We start from the raw sequence: 17190 nt of genomic DNA on the forward strand, positions 1-17190 counted from the left end.
GCTCATAAAATTGATTCAAATAAAGGAAAACTTTTAAATGGAATTGCCCTTGCTTACATTGGGGATGCAGTTTGGGAAGTCTATGTTCGTGATCACCTTCTCTCGCTTGGCTTGACAAAACCGGGTCAACTTCAAAAAGAGGCAACAATGTATGTTTCAGCTAAAGCTCAGGCTAAACTGGCTGAAGATTGGAATCTTACAGAAGAAGAACAAAGCTATTTTTTAAGGGGGAGGAATGCTCATTCAAAAACAACTGCCAAGAATACCGACGTTGTGACCTATAGAGTATCGACTGGGTTCGAAGCTGTTTTTGGTTTTTTACATTTAACAAATAGAATTGAACGTGAGTCTCAATTGGCAGAATTTTGCATTGAAACAATTTTTGAAAATAAATAAAATTTTTAAAGGTTAGTTCAATTTAAAGAAAAAGAAATAATTTTTTAAGGCTCTGTTAGCCGTATGTGTTGATTTTTGGATAAAACATTTTCCCCACTAAAATTGTGGGGAAAAACTATTTTTTATGGGTACCATAATTTCCTTCAAACGAAAAGAGTAAGTCAATTAGCCCTTGATAATAAGGAATGAAAACACCACCCTGTATCATCTCTTTTAGTTCGTTAGGGCTAACCCACTTAACTGCTTGCACTTCTTCGGCTTGAAGCTTCAAACTATCTAAATCAACATCTTGATAAAGAATATAAAAATCATCGAATCCACCGTCAAAATTAATGGTGAAATAAGGACGAGTGTCTTTGAAAGATATTGATAAGCCAAGCTCTTCTGATAACTCGCGTGATATAGCTTCTTGGCTTGATTCACCAACAACGGCAGAGCCAGCAGCTGTGAAATCCCAATAATTCGGCCAGCCAGCTTTAAAGGACTGTCTTTGTTGTATTAGCAATTCACCATCTGAGTTAATTATCAATAACGTTGCAACCATATGATAATCGCCTTTATTGATCTTTTCTCCTCGAACTATTGTTTTTCCGGTGTTGTTTCGATTAATATCGTAAACATCCCAGATTTCAAATTTTTCAACTGACATTATATTATTTCCACCTTTCGTAAACGTAGAGTTTCTATCATTTCGTATTCTTTATGCGTCAATGATTGTACCGCAAGTTCTTTGATACCATTCGTTGTGCTGTCAAAACTGATTGAATCTAGGAAATTGAACAGAGCGATGTAGCCGTTTAAATATTTCGTAGCTACACCTTTGAAGTTCGCAATCCATGATTTTAAACGACTATGGTAACTGTTCACGTTTTGAATGTGATAGATACCTTTGCTACGTTGTTTGCCAGTTTTGAAGGCGTAATGTTTCAAATCGTGTTCATTTGTGAAGGTACTATAAGCCCGTAGAGCGTCCGTATACAAGGCTGAGCCTTGTTCCACTTTTCCTGATAAGCCTTGCTCTATCTCACTAGAACTAGGTCTTCCACGACCGATAATCTTAAAGAATGTGTTCTTATTACGGTCACGAGCGACAAGTACACAGATTTGTTATTTGATAATCCACGTTTGGTAGCTGAGCCGCCACGCTTGCGTGAATTGCGGTTAGTTGGTTTTGAACCCTTGCTTGATTCCAAGAAAGAATGTTTCATCAGCCTCAACGATTCCTTCTAAACTCTCGATTTGAATATCTTCAAGGGCAGAGAAAATCTTATGTCGCCAATAGAATAGCGTCACGTAATGCACACCGATACGTTCTGCTGATTCACGCAAGCTCATGCCAAGAAGTACACTCAATAAAGTCTAACCAACGGTTTACTTTACGACAATGGAATAATGGTGTCGCAGTCGTATCAGAAAACGATTTATGACAATCCTTGCAATAGTAGCGTTGCATACCTGGTTTTGTATGACCATTCCGATTTACATTCATAAAACCACAATTAACACAATGAAAGCCGTCTTTTGCTTTGATTTCAGTTGCTTCACCAAAGACAGATTTCACTTATGATTGTGGTGATGTAAGCATGATTTTAAAATGATTCATTACACGTCTTTTATTAGACTCAGGCAAGTTTTGGATTTCTTGGATAATATCAGCTACACGCATTGGTATCACTCGCTTTCATCAAGGTTTCTATACCTTAATTATACTACCGAAGCGGTTTATTACGAAAATCAACACTTACGGCTAACAGAGCCTTTTTTAAATATGAATAGGTTATTTGATTGTAAAAAGCCTTTTTGTTATAATTGCGAGTGTTTAAAAAAAGAAAAGAAAGTTGAGTTATCAGAAATGTCATTTATCGATATTCTTAAAAAACGTCGTAGCATTTATGCATTAGGACGTAATATTAGCAATGAAGAAGAAGTTATAAAAACCATTAAGGAGGCAGTTAAACATAGTCCCACAGCCTTTAATGCACAAACTCATCGTGCTAAAATTTTACTTGGAGCTGCTCAAGACAAATTCTGGGGTGAACTTGTACCCACTGCTTTGACTTCAACTATGAAAGAACAAGGGGCTGATGATGCAGCTATTGCAGCAACAATGACAAAACTTGCTGGTTTCAAAGCAGCCTATGGAACGGTTCTATTTTATGAAGATGAAAGTGTAACAAATAAGCTTAAGGCTGATTTTCCACTCTTTGCTGATAATTTTGATGGCTGGTCAGAGCAATCAACTGGTATTGCATCAGCAAATACATGGTCAGCTCTTACTGAACTTGGTCTTGGTGGAAATCTCCAACACTATAATCCAGTTATTGATGAACTCGTGGCTAAAGAATTTAATATTCCTGACGGCTATAAGCTCCGTGGTCAATTGGTCTTCGGCTCAATTGAAGATTCTGCTAGAGACAAGGCTTTCCTTGGTGATGAAATCCTCACGGAAGTTATTAAATAAGAATCGTCTCTAACTTGAGTCATAGATTAATGGTTCAGGTAAAATTGCTTTTAATGAAAGGTTTGCTTTTCTCAAGTGAACCTTTTTTATTAAACATTGTTTGGGACAGATTTTTCAGTTTATCTTTGGTTTATGAAAAGATATAAGCTATAATAGAAAAGAATTGAGATTCGATGAGACATTTAGCAAAGAATTTCAAAATAAATGGAGGTAATTTCACTCATGGTAGAAATTGATTGGGCAAAAGAAGTTGAAGCCCGGAAAGATGATTTGTTCAAGGACCTTTTTGAAGTTTTGAGCATCAACTCGGTTAAAGATATGGCACATGCTACAGAAGAATTTCCAGTAGGACCTGGTGCTGCTAAAGCTATGCTTAAGTTCTTGTCATTAGCTGAACGTGATGGTTTCCGTACAAAAAATTTGGATAATCTAGTGGGTTATTTGGAGTACGGTGACGCAGATGCTGAAGCTTTTGGTTTACTTGGACATATGGATGTAGTCCCTGTAGATGATAAATGGCACACAGATCCATTTATCCCGGTCATCAAAGATGGAAAACTATATGCGCGTGGTGCTTCAGATGATAAAGGACCTTCAATGGCCGCATATTATGCTGTAAAGATTATCAAAGAATTGGGCCTGCCTATTAGTAAAAAGATCCGTTTTATAGTAGGTACTGATGAAGAATCTGGCTGGTCATGTATGAATCATTACCTTGAGCTTGAAGAAATGCCAAAAATTGGCTTCTCTCCAGATGCTGAGTTTCCGATTATAAATGGAGAAAAGGCAATTATAGGAGTACATACTCTTTTCCCAACACTTAAAGGAGTTGGCGATTTGAAGCTTGAAAGCTTCAAGTCAGGCTTGGCGTTAAACATGGTTCCACCAACAGCCGATGCAATCTTGACAGGTGCTCCTGCTTCGATCGAAGCTGATTTCACTTTGTTCTTGTCTAAAAATGGTTTAACAGGTCAAGTTACATTTGACGGTGATAAGGCTAAGCTACACCTTGTAGGGGTAGGCGTTCACGCAATGGATCCTACATTGGGTAAGAACTCTGGAACTTTCCTTGCTAGTTTTTTGAATAACTATAATTTTGATGCTTCAGCAGCAAATTTCTTAAAAGTTGTTTCTGAATACTATCACCTTGTTCACCATGGTGAAAAGCTTGGCGTTGCTTTTGAGCACCCAGTAATGGGTAATGTGACAACACCAGCTAATCTTTTCAATTACTCAGCAGAAGGAGAAAAGAAAGTAACCTTAAACGTCCGATTCCCGGCAGGAACAGATGTTGAAACAATTGAAAAACAAATGTCGAAAGTATTGAATCCATTTGATGTCAAGGTAGAAGTAGAACCTGGTGGAAACCGTGAGCCTCATTATCTTTCAGGCGAGGATCCACTTGTTAAGACTCTGCTTGACGTTTATGAAAAGCACACCGGTCTTAAAGGATTTGAAGAGTCAATTGGTGGTGGAACATACGGTCGGTTGCTTGAACATGGAGTTGCCTTTGGTGCTCTTTTCCAAGGGCGTGAAAGTACAATGCATCAACCTGATGAATACATGTTTGTTGAAGATATCATCAAGGCTGCGATAATTTATGCTGACGCAATCTATCGTTTAGTTAAATAAGATATTGTTACTGATCCAAAAGACAAGTTTAGCCTTGTCTTTTTGTGTTTCATAAACTTATAAAAATTGCTATAATTATATGTTTTTAAATTTTGGAAGGTACTAATGTAATGGATAACTTAAGATATAAATCTGTATTTGATATTATTGGCCCTGTTATGGTGGGACCTTCTAGCTCACATACTGCAGGTGCAGCTCGAATTGGAAAGATTGTCCGTTCAATCTTTGGTGAATTACCTGACCATTTAGAAATTCATCTTTATGAAAGTTTTGCTAAAACATATCGTGGTCATGGTACAGATATAGCTTTGGTAGCAGGAGTCTTGGGGATGGACCCTGATGATGAGCGCCTTCCACTGGCTCCTCAACTTGCTTATGATCAAGGCATGGAAGTCAGTTATGTGCCACATTTAGATGTGCAGGCAAGCCACCCCAATACTGCTCGTCTTATCTGTAGAAAGGGTGACAAGAAGATGACAATCACGGGTATTTCTCTTGGTGGTGGTTTGATAAAGGTGACTGAGCTAAATGGTTTTGAGGTTTCAATCTCTATGGGAATGCCAACTTTTGTTATCGTTCAACAAGACGTTCCTGGTGTTATTGCCAAAGTCACTGGAATTTTGATGGATCATGATATCAATGTCGCTCAAATGACCGTAACTCGTGCTGCTAAGGGAGACAAAGCAATTATGATTATTGAAGTTGATACAACCAAACAAGTGAATGAAGCGGCTGAAGCGATGAAAGAAATCCCAGAACTCATTGATGCCAATTTCTTCATATAGACAAAGATTGATTATTGAATAGGTAAAGAAATGTTTATAAATATTAAAGAGTTAGTAGAGCAAGCTGAAACCTTTGGTTCAGTATGTGAAGTAGCCATTCTTAATGAAGTTGAAACCACAGGTCGTACTCGAGCTGAAATCGTTTCTATGATGGATATTAATCTCATGACCATGTCAAATTCAATTATCAAGGGAAGAGAAGGGCGTAAGTCACTCTCAGGTTTGACAGGTGGCGATGCAAAGAAGCTGGATGTATATCTAGCTTCTGGTAAATCTATTTCAGGTCATGCAACACTTTCTGCAGTTAGAAATGCCATTGCTGTTAATGAAGTGAATGCTCAAATGGGCCTGATTTGTGCTACACCAACGGCTGGATCAGCTGGAACTTTACCAGGAGTACTCTTTGAGGCAACTGAAAAATTAAACTTAAGTCATGAACAACAACTTGAATTCTTATTTACCGCTGCAGCCTTTGGAATGGCCATTGCAAATAATTCGACGATTTCTGGTGCAGAAGGTGGGTGTCAGGCTGAAGTAGGCTCTGCTTCAGCTATGGCTGCGGCAGCACTTACAGTAGTGGCTGGAGGTTCTGCCCAGCAAGCAGCTCATGCAATTTCATTAACACTTCAAAATTTTCTTGGCTTAATTTGTGACCCAGTTGCAGGATTAGTTGAAGTTCCATGCGTGAATCGAAATGCTCTAGGTGCTTCTCAGGCCATGGTATCAGCTGATATGGCTTTAGCTGGAATAGAATCTATTTTTAGTGCTGACGAAGTAGTGGCGGTAATGTATCAAGTTGGGAAAAGCCTACCAGCAGCTCATCGTGAGACGGCAGAAGGAGGACTGGCTCAAACGCCAACGGGACGAGCAATAATGGAAAGATTATTTGGACAAAATAAGTAAGATAATTTCCTTTATACCTTACTATAAAAATGGCTTTTTTATGCTTTTTTAGCATGTTTATCTCTAAACTGAAAGGTTTTTTTGAAACAAAATAGAGTTAGATTATCTGACATAAATATTCAGATAATTTTGAATATGATAATATTTTGTGTTATACTAAAAAACTAAAGGGAGGCGCGATGAAAAAGTTTATTCTTTCGCTATTAACATTTTTTTCAATATTTTTGTTTGGGGGAATTTTTTCTCAAACAGCCAATGCTCAGGTGACTGTCAAAGTTGCTTCGGACATTGCCTATGCACCATTTGAATATCAGGATAGCAATCAAAAATGGGCAGGGGTTGATGTAGATATTATGCATCGCGTTGCAGCTATAAACGGGTGGAAGCTTGAGATGAGTTATCCAGGTTTTGATGCTGCTGTTAATAACCTTCAGTCTGGTAAAGTTGATGCAGTTATTGCTGGAATGTCTATAACGGATGCTCGTCGTAAGGTCTTCGACTTTGGCACGCCATATTACCCATCATCAATTGTCATTGCAACAACTAAGTTAAATAAAATTTCAGATCCAAGCCAGTTGGCAGGTAAGACAGTTGGGGCAAAAAACGGTACGATTTCTCAACAATGGCTACAAGATAATCAAGTAAAATATGGTTATAACATCAAAACATATGCGGATGGTGTTGCAATGTTAGCGGCTTTAAAAACTGGCAACATTGCGGCTGCGATGGATGAATACCCAGTCTTGTCTTATGCAGCGAACCAAGGGGAAGATATTGCTGTTAATATGAACCCGGTTGTTATTGGCTATTATGGCTTTGCCGTTATGAAGGGGGAAAATGCAGACTTGATTAAGGGTTTCAACTCTGCTCTTGCCAAGCTTCAAGCTGATGGCGAATATGATAAGATTCTTGCAAAATATGGTGCTACACCAAGCAAGGCTAAGCCCAAAAAGTCAGTATATACCATCGCTTCTGATAATGCTTTTGCACCTTTTGAATTTCAAGCTACTAATAAACAATACACTGGCGTAGATGTTGATTTGCTTAATGCTATTGCCAAACACGAAGGTTTCAAAATCAAATGGAACTTCGTAGGCTTTAGTGCGGCTTTGAATGCCACACAATCTGGTCAAGCCGATGGGATGATGGCTGGTATGACTATAACAGATGCTCGTAAACAAGTCTTTGATTTTTCAACGCCTTATTACAATTCAAACTTGACCGTGGCTGTTGCAGCGACGGATAAGGATAAGATCAAGGCTTGGTCCGATCTTAAAGGAGCAACTGTAGGCGCTAAGACAGGGACGGCTTCATTTGACTATCTTAATGCTAACGCAGCTAAATATGGATTTACGGTTAAAGCATTTACGGACGCAACAACTCTTTACGCTTCATTACGTGATGGAGCTGTCCAGGCTATTATGGACGATGAACCAGTCTTGAAATATGCCATTGCCCAAGGTCAAAAATTTGTGACACCCTTACCGGCTGTAGCGGATGGGCAATATGGCTTTGCTGTTAAGAAAGGATCAAATCCAGAGCTTACTCAGATGTTTAATGATGGGTATGCTTATCTGAAGAGCTCGGGTGAGTATGATAAAATTATTAATAAATATATGGAAAGTAAGCAAGGAACTACAAATAAGGTAAATGCAGTTGATGAGTCGACTTTCTTTGGAATTATTAAAAATAACTACAAACAACTCCTCCAAGGTATTGGTGTGACAATTGCCTTAGCTTTGATTTCCTTTATTCTTGCGATGATTTTGGGAACAATATTTGGTCTCTTTATTGTGAGCCCAATCAGGGCTCTCCGAATTGTTGCACGAATCTATATTGATTTCATTCGCGGAATTCCGTTGCTTGTGTTTACTGTCTTCCTCTTTTACGGTGTACCAAATCTTATTCAAATGATTACTGGTCATCAGAGCCCAATGAATGAATTTGTAGCTGGAATTATTGCTTTAACATTAAACGCTGGAGCTTATATTGCAGAAATTATACGTGGCGGTGTGCAAGCTGTTCCAGCTGGCCAGATGGAAGCAAGTCGCTCTTTGGGTGTGTCTTATGTTCGTACAATGAGAAAAGTAATTCTTCCACAGGCCTTGAAAATCACAAGCCCAAGTTTGATCAATCAGTTTATCATCTCATTGAAAGACACAACTTTGGTTTCTGTCATTGGCTTGACTGAACTTCTACTTACAGGTCAAATTATTATGGCCCGTAATTTTCAACAATTCTACGTCTATGCAATCGTTGGGTTGATGTATTTAATTCTCATCGAAGCCTTGACAATAATTGCACGTCAAATTGAGAGGAGAATTAAATAATGAGTACACAAATAGAAGTTCGTGATTTACACAAATATTATGGAAAAAATGAAGTTCTAAAAGGAATCTCTCTGAAGTTTGAAAAAGGTGATGTTGTCTGTGTGATTGGCCCATCAGGGTCAGGTAAATCAACTCTCTTACGAACTCTAAATGGACTTGAAGAAGCAACTTCGGGAGAAATTATTGTTGATGGTTTCAGATTGACAGATAAGAATACTGATATCAATAGAGTTCGTGAAAATATTGGTATGGTTTTCCAGCATTTCAACCTGTTTCCTAATATGACTGTTTTAGAAAATATTGTTTATGCGCCCATCAGTCTAAAAAAATTAAATCGTAAAGAAGCAGAAGAAAAGGCGACTGATCTCCTAGATGTAATTGGTATGTCCGAATTTAGAGATGCCATGCCAGAGACACTTTCCGGTGGGCAGAAGCAACGTGTAGCTATTATTAGAGCCCTTGAAATGGATCCTGATGTCATGCTTTTTGATGAGCCAACATCAGCTCTAGATCCAGAGATGGTTGGAGAAGTGCTTGATTTGATGCGTCGTATTGCTGCTGATGGGACAACGATGATAATTGTGACACACGAAATGGGCTTCGCACGTAAGGTAGCTAATCGTGTCCTATTCACAGAAGGTGGGGTCATTCTTGAAGATGGAACTCCGGAGCAGCTTTTTGATCATCCTCAACAAGATCGGACAAAAGAATTTTTGGATAAAGTTTTGAACGTTTAAAAAATTTTTAAAGAATATTGAATGATTTAAAAAGTGGGATTGAGTCCTACTTTTTAAATGGTTTGAATTATTTTGGCAAATTTGACCTTTCTTGATACAATTGCCTTAAAAAGGTATGGGCATTCTTAAATCTTGACATGAGGTAGCTAAGACCCTAAAATGAAACTATGAAACAATTATTGAAAGACAAAAAAATTCCAGTACCAGACTTTCTGCGATATATCGGTCCAGGGCTTATTGTTGCTGTAGGGTTTATTGATCCAGGAAACTGGGCAGCGAACATTGCGGCGGGCTCACAATTTGGTTATAAACTTCTTTGGGTAATAAGTCTTTCAACTATTATGTTGGCAATCTTGCAGCACAATGTTGCCCATCTGGGTATTGTTACAGGTAAATGTATGTCAGAAAATACGACTATATATTTACCTAAGTTTTTATCAAGATTTACCTTAATAACTGCTATAATGGCTTCTATATCAACCGCGGTTGCTGAGGTCCTAGGAGGTGCTCTGGGTCTTCAGATGCTTTTTCACCTTCCTCTGCAGGTAGGTGCAGTTTTCACTGGAGGATTAGTCATCTTTTTCCTTTTTAAAAATGGTTATAAGAAAATTGAAAAAGTCATAATTGGTTTTGTAAGTTTAATTGGTATTTCGTTGCTTTTTGAGCTATTACTTGTTCCTAAAATTAACTGGGGAGCGGCAGCACAAGCATGGGTTCTTCCTAAAATTACTTTAGCAAGTCTGCCCATCATAATGTCAGCTTTAGGCGCGGTTGTCATGCCTCATAATCTTTTTCTACATTCTGAAGTAATTCAGTCTCGCCAATTTAATCTGGAGGACGAAGTTGTTATCAAGAAACAACTTCGTTTTGAGTTTATGGACACGATTTTCTCAATGTTTTTGGGGTGGGTCATTAATTCAGCAATTATCCTTGTTGCTGCTGCAGTGCTTTTTCCGCACTTGGTAACAGACATTACTATGGCTCAAAAGCTCTTAGAACCTTTACTTGGACCAACATCAGCAGTTATTTTTGCTATTGCATTTCTTTTTGCTGGGGTTGCCAGTTCCATAACTGCGGGTATGGCAGGTGGGTCGATCTTTGCTGGTATATTTTCAGAGCCCTATGATGCCAATGATCCACACAGTCGCCTTGGAGTTTGGATTACAATTGGTGCAGCCGTTCTTATAATTATTGGGTTGACTTTTGTTGTTAACCCTTTTGATATTTTGATTTGGTCACAAGTCTTTTTGAGTATTCAGTTGCCTATTACTATTTTCGTACAAATTTTTCTAACTAGCTCTGAAAAAGTTATGGGAAAATACAAAAATGTTTGGTATACAAAAATTATTTTGTTGGCAACTGGTATTTTCGTTAGTATTTTAAATATTATTTTGGTCCTGCAAACTTTTAACTAATAAATCTTGACATGTTCTTGAAAAAGTTATAAACTAATTTTTGAAGACATGAAAGCTTAGCTTTGATAAAGCGAGTGGGGATAGTGTGAGCCCACATTTTTAAGCTTTTACTCCTTTGGCTAACTTCTGTGAAAGCAGAAGCGGATCCAACCCGTTACGTTGATGATGAGTTTTCGATTGAGGCAAAAACTATTTGTAAAGTTTTTAGATGTCAATATTGAGATAAAATAAGGTGGTAACGCGCAATCTGCGCCCTTTAAAATGAGGGGTGGGGTTGTTTTTTTTATTGAGTAATCTCACAAAATAGATCCTAAGTAGGAATATTAAAAAAGAAGGTTTAAAATGATTAAAATTACATTTCCAGATGGTATTATTAAAGAATTTGAGTCAGGTAGCACAACTTTTGACATTGCAAAGTCAATCTCATCAAGTCTTGCCAAAAAGACTTTAGCAGGAAAACTTAATGGGAAATTGATTGATGCACGTCGTGAAATTACAAATGACGGTGAATTTGAAATTATCACTCCGGAATCAGATGAAGCACTTAGTCTTCTTCGTCACTCGGCAGCTCACTTGTTTGCTCAAGCTGCTCGTCGCCATTTTCCCAATATTCATCTGGGTGTTGGTCCAGCTATCAAAGATGGTTTTTACTATGATACCGACAATGCTAATGATGGTGGTCAAATTACAAACGAAGATTTAGCAGTTATTGAAGCAGAAATGAAGAAGATTGTGAAAGAAAATTTTCCATCAATCCGTCGAGAAGTTTCAAAAGCTGAAGCCAGAGAGATCTTTGCAAATGATCCATATAAACTTGAATTGATTGAAGAACACAATGATGATGAAGATGGGTTGACCATATACAGTCAGGGGGAATACACCGACCTCTGCCGCGGTCCACACGTCCCTTCAACAGGTGTTATCAAAATTTTCAAACTTTTGAACGTTGCTGGCGCATACTGGCGTGGAAATTCTGATAATGCTATGATGCAGCGTGTTTATGGTACTGCATGGTTTAGTAAGGAAGAACTTGAAAATAATCTTATAAAACGTGAAGAAGCTAAGGAACGAGATCATCGTAAACTTGGTCGAGAGTTGAATCTCTTCTTTAATGATGCAAAACTTGGGGGAGGATTAGCTTACTGGCTACCAGATGGTGCAACTATCCGTCGTATTATCCAACGATATGTTGAAGATCAAGAAGTTGCTAATGGGTATTTACATGTAGTGACTCCTATCATGATGAATCTTGATATTTATAAAACATCAGGCCATTGGCAACATTATCATGAAGACATGTTCCCACCAATGGTGATGGATGAAACTGAACAATTAGAGCTCCGGCCAATGAACTGCCCATCACATATTGCTATCTATCAACACGATGTTCACTCATATCGTGAACTTCCAATTCGTATTGCAGAGTTTGGTATGATGCACCGTTATGAAAAATCTGGGGCTTTGTCAGGTCTTCAACGCGTCCGTGAAATGACTTTGAACGATGGACATACATTTGTAATGCTAGAACAAGTTCAAGAAGAATTTGGTAAAATTCTTCAGCTTATTATGGATATGTACCGTGATTTTGGAATCAATGATTACAGCTTCCGCTTGTCATATCGTGACCCTAAAGATACAGAGAAGTATTTCCCAGATGAAGAGATGTGGATTAAGTCTCAAGCGATGCTTAAAGCAACAATGGATGACATGGGGTTAACCTATTATGAGGCTGAAGGAGAAGCTGCGTTCTATGGACCAAAACTTGATATTCAGGTACAGACTGCGTTAGGCAATGATGAAACACTTTCAACGATTCAACTTGATTTCTTAAATCCTGAGAATTTTGATATTACTTATGTGGGTGCTGATGGAGAAAAACATCGTCCAGTTATGATTCACCGCGGGGTGATTTCAACCCTTGAGCGTTTCGTAGCTTACTTGATTGAACAATATAAGGGGGCTTTCCCAACGTGGCTTGCCCCAACGCAAGCAACGATTATCCCTGTCAATGAGTATGCTCACGGAGAGGCAGCTTGGAAGTTGCAACGTCAAATGACGAATCTTGGGTATCGTGTGGTTTGTGATGACGCTAATGAAAAGATGGGGTTCAAGATTCGTCAGTCACAAACACGTAAGATCCCATATCAAATTGTTATTGGTGACAAGGAATTGGAAGAAGGTACACTGAACATCCGCCGCTATGGATCAAATGAAACAAGGGTTATGTCAGTTGATAAATTTATTGCTGAATTTCAATCCGATGTGGCAAACATGAGTCGAAAAGATTAAATAAACGTGTGTAATATAGGTAATTTAACTTTTAAAATAATAAAAGGAATATAATATAAGAATAAATTAGGGAAAAGTAGAAAAGCTGAGATAAATAAGACAGAATGTCTATTTTAGAACATTTAACATCTTGACTGTTAACTTCTTTCATATTAAAATATCTATGAAAAATTTATTAATATTTTGTTTGTAAATGTATGGTGAAACAACATTTGAAGGAGTTTAGGTATGATGGATGAAAAATTTTCTTGGAATGAAGCAGTTAAATTTTTAAAAGTACATTCAGATTTAATTGTGGATTACCTTAAATCACTCCCAACTGGAAGAAATCGGATTGATCAAGTTACGTTTGATTGGGAAAAGAAGGCAAACTTTGTAGATGCAAATGAGGGAGCTTCTCAACTTTATCGTAGTCTGCATGTGTATTGTTATGTTAATGATCGAAAAGAGGAAGAAGTTTGTCTTTGGGTCATTGAGAAAAAGCGAAATTGCTTTTTAAGTATAGAGGGAATCGGAATTGCTGAAGCTAAAATAAACTTTAGAAAGAAATATTTGGATGGAAATTATGAGCTTTATACCGGAGAAGTTATTGCCTAATGGGGTTCAGAATTTCTGAAAAATTTAGTTCTGCTTCTTGAAAAAGATAATAGATTTTGATACAATATGCAAGCATGTGTTTATAGCACAAATAAACTTTAGCTCGCAAGATTTGCAAAAATAAGAGCTAAGGCAGAAAGGAAAACATGAAAAAGAATATCCATCCTAATTATGGACCAGTTGTATTCCTTGATACAACAACTGGCTATCAATTCTTGAGCGGTTCAACTAAATCTTCAAAAGAAACCATTAAATGGGAAGATGGCAATGAATATCCGCTAATCCGCGTGGAAATTTCCTCTGACAGTCACCCATTTTATACTGGCCGTCAAAAATTCACTGCGGCCGACGGTCGTGTGGATCGTTTCAACAAAAAATATGGTCTCAAATAAGAAGTCGCCTTTGGGTGGCTTTTTTGTACTATGTTTGAATTACAAAAAAATAAAAAGCTTTGAAACTATTAATTCCCTGCTAGCTTTATAACCTCCACCTCAATTTGATACTTTTCTACTTGTGTCGAAAGGTGTCGAGAGCATTTAACAACAAACTATTTTTTAATTGTTACAAACTAAAAATTTAAAAAATGATAATTATTGAAATTAAAATATTGGGAAAACTTTGTTAGGTAAAATTGGATAAAGAAATAGTTAATCTACACCAGTTTTAAAACTAATCTTTTAAATAATGTTACTGCCTTATGTGAATTTGTAGCTTGATAAATTGTTTTCTAAATAGAACATTGTTTAAAATAGCTATATTGATTATTATCATTTGATCTATCTGTCTCAAATAATATGTCAAACTTTATATTTATAACCTATGAGATTAGGAATTATAGAAGTATGGTGAAATTTAGAATGTTCTTTTTTAGAGATTGGTTTTCATTTTGCTTTAAAAATTGATAAAAAGGTATTTGACAATATCAAGTATGTGCAATAATCTTTTCATAGAAGGAAAAATTTATTTTTCCGAAACACAAAAATAAATTGAATGATCTTGATGATGTTTTCAATATGTTATAGGTAATGCCTTTAAAATTAGGTCAATATTTGATAGAATTGACTAATATGACAATTACTATTTCTCAGGATTTTTCTCATTCTATCGATATAAAAAATTCACGATTTATCTGCCAAATGAAAAGGGTCCAAAATGAAGAAGAGGCAGTTGATTTCCTAAGATCGGTCAAAAAGGAACACTACAAAGCAAATCACAACTGTTCAGCCTTTATTCTAGGTGAGCATCAAGAAGTTCAAAGAGCTAGTGATGATGGAGAGCCTTCGGGTACAGCAGGTGTTCCAATACTTGAAGTTCTAAAAAAGAGAGAGATTACTGACATCTGTGTTGTTGTTACACGCTATTTTGGTGGAATTAAGTTGGGTGCTGGAGGTTTGATACGTGCTTATGCTGGATCAGTTTCACAAGCTCTAGACTCGGTTGGATTAGTCAAAATTGTTGATGAGTTAGAAATTATTTTGACATTAGACTACTCTCTTTTTGACAGCCTAACTAGCTGGCTAACTGTGCCCATTTATGAGCAAACTTTTTTTGAAAACATCAAGGTGAAGGTATTTATAAATGAGGCAACTGTTCCTATTTTTTTCAAAGAATTACTAGATAAATTTAATGGAAAGATAACAGCAGAAAATGGAATCAGACGTCTGGCTGCAGTATCAGTAGGATAGTTTTTAACTTTATGGTCAATCTATTAGACTCTTTCAAATTTTCTGATATAATAAGAGTTATCTCGTAATGGGGTCGTTATGGATTCGACAGGCATTGTCGCGCATGAACTGCAACTGCTGCTGACACCAGCTAAATCTGTCGCAGAAATATAACTGCAAAAAATAATACACAATCATACGCATTCGCTGCCTAAACCACAGCTTGCGTGACTTTCATAGATTTCCCGATGGTCTGCTGAAAGCCCTAATATAGTCGGATAAGCTGAGCCCTTGTCTCGGAGGTTTGGACGAAAATTTAGAGACTCGCAAAGTGCCTCTTCTTGAGACTGATGTGAGCGCTTTGTCAAAAATGACAGAAGTCCTATGGTTGTAGGCGTTGATGTAGCAAGATGTTTGGACCGGGGTTCAAATCCCCGCGGCTCCAAAAGTAAGGTTTAGTAAATCTTATATGATAAAGAATCGCTTGGATAAGCGGTTTTTTATTTCTTATTGACAAAAAAATCTATAAAAAATACTAGTTTATAGTCTAAAAAAACTTGGCATAAAAATTTATAGTCTGTTTTTATTTCAAAAATGACAAAGTGCAAATTTTGTTTCACCTTGACGGATTGAATTGAATTGGAATATGAAATCCTGAAGCTTTATTCCAAATTGTTAAACTATTAAAAATAATTGTTGTTTTAAAGGAAGGAAAACTCCCTTAATTTAGTTTATTTGTTTTAAATTTTATCCAAATGGATGTATTTCGTTGAAAAATCAAAATTTCAATCAAAATGTTTTGACATTTATGAATTTTAATGCTATTATAAAAAGGTAGATTTTGTCACGGGTTAACTGTCTTTTATATTCACTTTTCACAAAATAGAGTTTACAAAAATTTTGTAAAAGGATGGTTATATAATATGACTAACGGAACAGTAAAATGGTTTAACGCAGATAAAGGCTTCGGCTTTATCACAACAGAAGATGGCAAGGATGTATTTGCTCATTTCTCAGAAATTCAAAGCGATGGCTTTAAGAGCCTTGATGAAGGACAAAAAGTAACGTTTGAAGTTACTCAAGGACAAAGAGGTCCACAAGCTTCTAATATTGTGAAGGCTTAATGAAAAAAGAACCTTTTAAGGTTCTTTTTTATACTCTTGAAAGGAGAAATATGATAAAGATTAAAAAAAATATAATTATAATTAACGGAATTGCATTTTATTTAAATCGAAAAACAATGGCATTGACCGCTGTAGTTCCAACTAAAATAAAAATAAATAGATAAATAGTCGAAAAACTAAATGGGGCAATTGTAAGTTAAATCTTGTTATCATAAAATATGTGAAGTGATGCCCGATGCTTGAATTGTTTTCTTAAATGAAATTCATCAAAATCTAAATTTTAACAACAGCAAAGCTGTTGTTTTTGCTTTCTTTTGGGCAAATGTACCAAATCGTGTACTGATGATTCTTTTTCCTCCCGCATTGAAAGCGGGCTGAGCAAAATCGGAAAGCATCCTCTTTGTTAGGATGTAAATTCTTAAATAGTATCTGAATTAATGGATGTGAGCTGAACATTTTCCAGAAGTTCTAAAATAGTTTTTCTTTGCTGAATACTAAAAATTATCTAAAATAAACTGAATCAACCCAATGCACGTTCTTCTTTCTGACAACGTAAGTAGAATTTCCCATAGCATTTGTCAAATTGACAGTGCTGATCTTATAATGTTTGAATTATTGACGCATGTTAACCATTTCTGAGGTTTGGATTGTTCTTGTTTTAGTTTCTTCATAGTTTTGTATTCTTAGAAGTGAAATTCGTGGTAATTCAAATCCAGTCACTAGTTTATATAGTTATGAAGCGTTCATTAAAAAAATAACAGTTTTTACGAGAGATCTACAAGTGACAAAATTTCGTCACACTATTGGAAATAAGATTGTTCAAGGAGCCGTTCGCATAATTGTTGGACATTGTGCTA

The 17190-nt window shown here is 36.7% G+C and carries 18 protein-coding genes and 1 other RNA gene; 15 read left to right on the plus strand and 4 right to left on the minus strand.

Annotation, left to right across the window (positions count from 1 at the left end):
• Positions 1-9: 9 nt before the first annotated feature.
• A complete protein-coding gene (locus HNQ37_RS01490) occupies positions 10-396 on the plus strand; it encodes a ribonuclease III domain-containing protein (protein WP_183538690.1) in 387 nt (128 codons plus the stop codon).
• A 115-nt stretch (positions 397-511) separates the two neighbouring features.
• Here the strand turns inward: HNQ37_RS01490 and HNQ37_RS01495 are convergent, their stop codons facing one another.
• From HNQ37_RS01495 to HNQ37_RS08650, 4 genes are read right to left on the minus strand one after another with little or no spacing between them, the layout of a single operon-like run.
• The gene (locus tag HNQ37_RS01495) at positions 512-1045 is read right to left on the minus strand and encodes an NUDIX hydrolase (RefSeq protein WP_183538618.1); all 534 of its coding nucleotides are present in this window, start codon (positions 1043-1045) and stop codon (positions 512-514) included.
• Complete coding sequence (locus HNQ37_RS01500; protein WP_183538691.1) at positions 1045-1500, minus strand: IS1595 family transposase; 456 nt, start codon at positions 1498-1500, stop codon at positions 1045-1047. The genes HNQ37_RS01495 and HNQ37_RS01500 overlap by 1 nt, the downstream gene beginning before the upstream one ends.
• A gap of 57 nt (positions 1501-1557) precedes the next feature.
• Complete coding sequence (locus HNQ37_RS01505; RefSeq protein WP_183538620.1) at positions 1558-1731, minus strand: hypothetical protein; 174 nt, start codon at positions 1729-1731, stop codon at positions 1558-1560.
• Positions 1718-1957, minus strand: coding sequence for an IS1/IS1595 family N-terminal zinc-binding domain-containing protein (locus HNQ37_RS08650; RefSeq protein WP_425486318.1), 240 nt, complete (start codon positions 1955-1957; stop codon positions 1718-1720). The genes HNQ37_RS01505 and HNQ37_RS08650 overlap by 14 nt, the downstream gene beginning before the upstream one ends.
• A gap of 291 nt (positions 1958-2248) precedes the next feature.
• On the opposite strand from HNQ37_RS08650, the gene HNQ37_RS01510 reads away from it, so the two are divergent.
• The 14 genes from HNQ37_RS01510 to HNQ37_RS01575 all read left to right on the plus strand — a co-directional run bounded on the left by HNQ37_RS01510 (position 2249) and on the right by HNQ37_RS01575 (position 16497).
• Positions 2249-2857, plus strand: coding sequence for a nitroreductase family protein (locus HNQ37_RS01510; protein WP_183538622.1), 609 nt, complete (start codon positions 2249-2251; stop codon positions 2855-2857).
• Between the two features lie 222 nt (positions 2858-3079).
• Positions 3080-4489, plus strand: coding sequence for a dipeptidase PepV (gene pepV, locus HNQ37_RS01515; protein ID WP_183538624.1), 1410 nt, complete (start codon positions 3080-3082; stop codon positions 4487-4489).
• 110 nt (positions 4490-4599) lie between these two features.
• Positions 4600-5274: an L-serine ammonia-lyase, iron-sulfur-dependent subunit beta gene (gene sdaAB, locus HNQ37_RS01520; protein ID WP_183538626.1), complete on the plus strand. Its 675-nt coding sequence runs from the start codon at positions 4600-4602 to the stop codon at positions 5272-5274.
• Positions 5275-5304: 30 nt separating this feature from the next.
• Positions 5305-6177, plus strand: coding sequence for an L-serine ammonia-lyase, iron-sulfur-dependent, subunit alpha (sdaAA, locus tag HNQ37_RS01525; protein WP_183538628.1), 873 nt, complete (start codon positions 5305-5307; stop codon positions 6175-6177).
• A gap of 179 nt (positions 6178-6356) precedes the next feature.
• The gene (locus tag HNQ37_RS01530) at positions 6357-8507 is read left to right on the plus strand and encodes an ABC transporter substrate-binding protein/permease (protein ID WP_183538631.1); all 2151 of its coding nucleotides are present in this window, start codon (positions 6357-6359) and stop codon (positions 8505-8507) included.
• Positions 8507-9244, plus strand: coding sequence for an amino acid ABC transporter ATP-binding protein (locus HNQ37_RS01535; RefSeq protein ID WP_183538633.1), 738 nt, complete (start codon positions 8507-8509; stop codon positions 9242-9244). Before HNQ37_RS01530 ends, HNQ37_RS01535 begins: the two co-directional genes overlap by 1 nt.
• 167 nt (positions 9245-9411) lie before the next feature.
• Complete coding sequence (locus HNQ37_RS01540) at positions 9412-10659, plus strand: Nramp family divalent metal transporter (protein ID WP_183538635.1); 1248 nt, start codon at positions 9412-9414, stop codon at positions 10657-10659.
• A gap of 342 nt (positions 10660-11001) precedes the next feature.
• Complete coding sequence (gene thrS / locus HNQ37_RS01545; RefSeq protein WP_183538638.1) at positions 11002-12948, plus strand: threonine--tRNA ligase; 1947 nt, start codon at positions 11002-11004, stop codon at positions 12946-12948.
• Positions 12949-13176: 228 nt separating this feature from the next.
• The gene (locus HNQ37_RS01550) at positions 13177-13545 is read left to right on the plus strand and encodes a hypothetical protein (protein WP_183538640.1); all 369 of its coding nucleotides are present in this window, start codon (positions 13177-13179) and stop codon (positions 13543-13545) included.
• A gap of 146 nt (positions 13546-13691) precedes the next feature.
• Positions 13692-13937 carry a type B 50S ribosomal protein L31 gene (locus tag HNQ37_RS01555; protein ID WP_183538641.1) on the plus strand — a complete coding sequence of 82 codons (246 nt, stop codon included), beginning with the start codon at positions 13692-13694 and terminating at the stop codon, positions 13935-13937.
• Positions 13938-14612: 675 nt separating this feature from the next.
• Positions 14613-15230 carry a YigZ family protein gene (locus HNQ37_RS01560; protein ID WP_183538643.1) on the plus strand — a complete coding sequence of 206 codons (618 nt, stop codon included), beginning with the start codon at positions 14613-14615 and terminating at the stop codon, positions 15228-15230.
• A 69-nt stretch (positions 15231-15299) separates the two neighbouring features.
• Positions 15300-15657, plus strand: a transfer-messenger RNA (tmRNA) gene (gene ssrA / locus HNQ37_RS01565).
• Positions 15658-16132: 475 nt separating this feature from the next.
• Positions 16133-16333, plus strand: coding sequence for a cold-shock protein (locus tag HNQ37_RS01570; RefSeq protein WP_183538645.1), 201 nt, complete (start codon positions 16133-16135; stop codon positions 16331-16333).
• Positions 16333-16497: a hypothetical protein gene (locus tag HNQ37_RS01575; protein WP_183538647.1), complete on the plus strand. Its 165-nt coding sequence runs from the start codon at positions 16333-16335 to the stop codon at positions 16495-16497. Before HNQ37_RS01570 ends, HNQ37_RS01575 begins: the two co-directional genes overlap by 1 nt.
• Positions 16498-17190: the final 693 nt, after the last annotated feature.

It is taken from the genome of Lactovum miscens, assembly GCF_014202895.1.
Classification (GTDB): Bacteria; Bacillota; Bacilli; order Lactobacillales; family Streptococcaceae; genus Lactovum; species Lactovum miscens.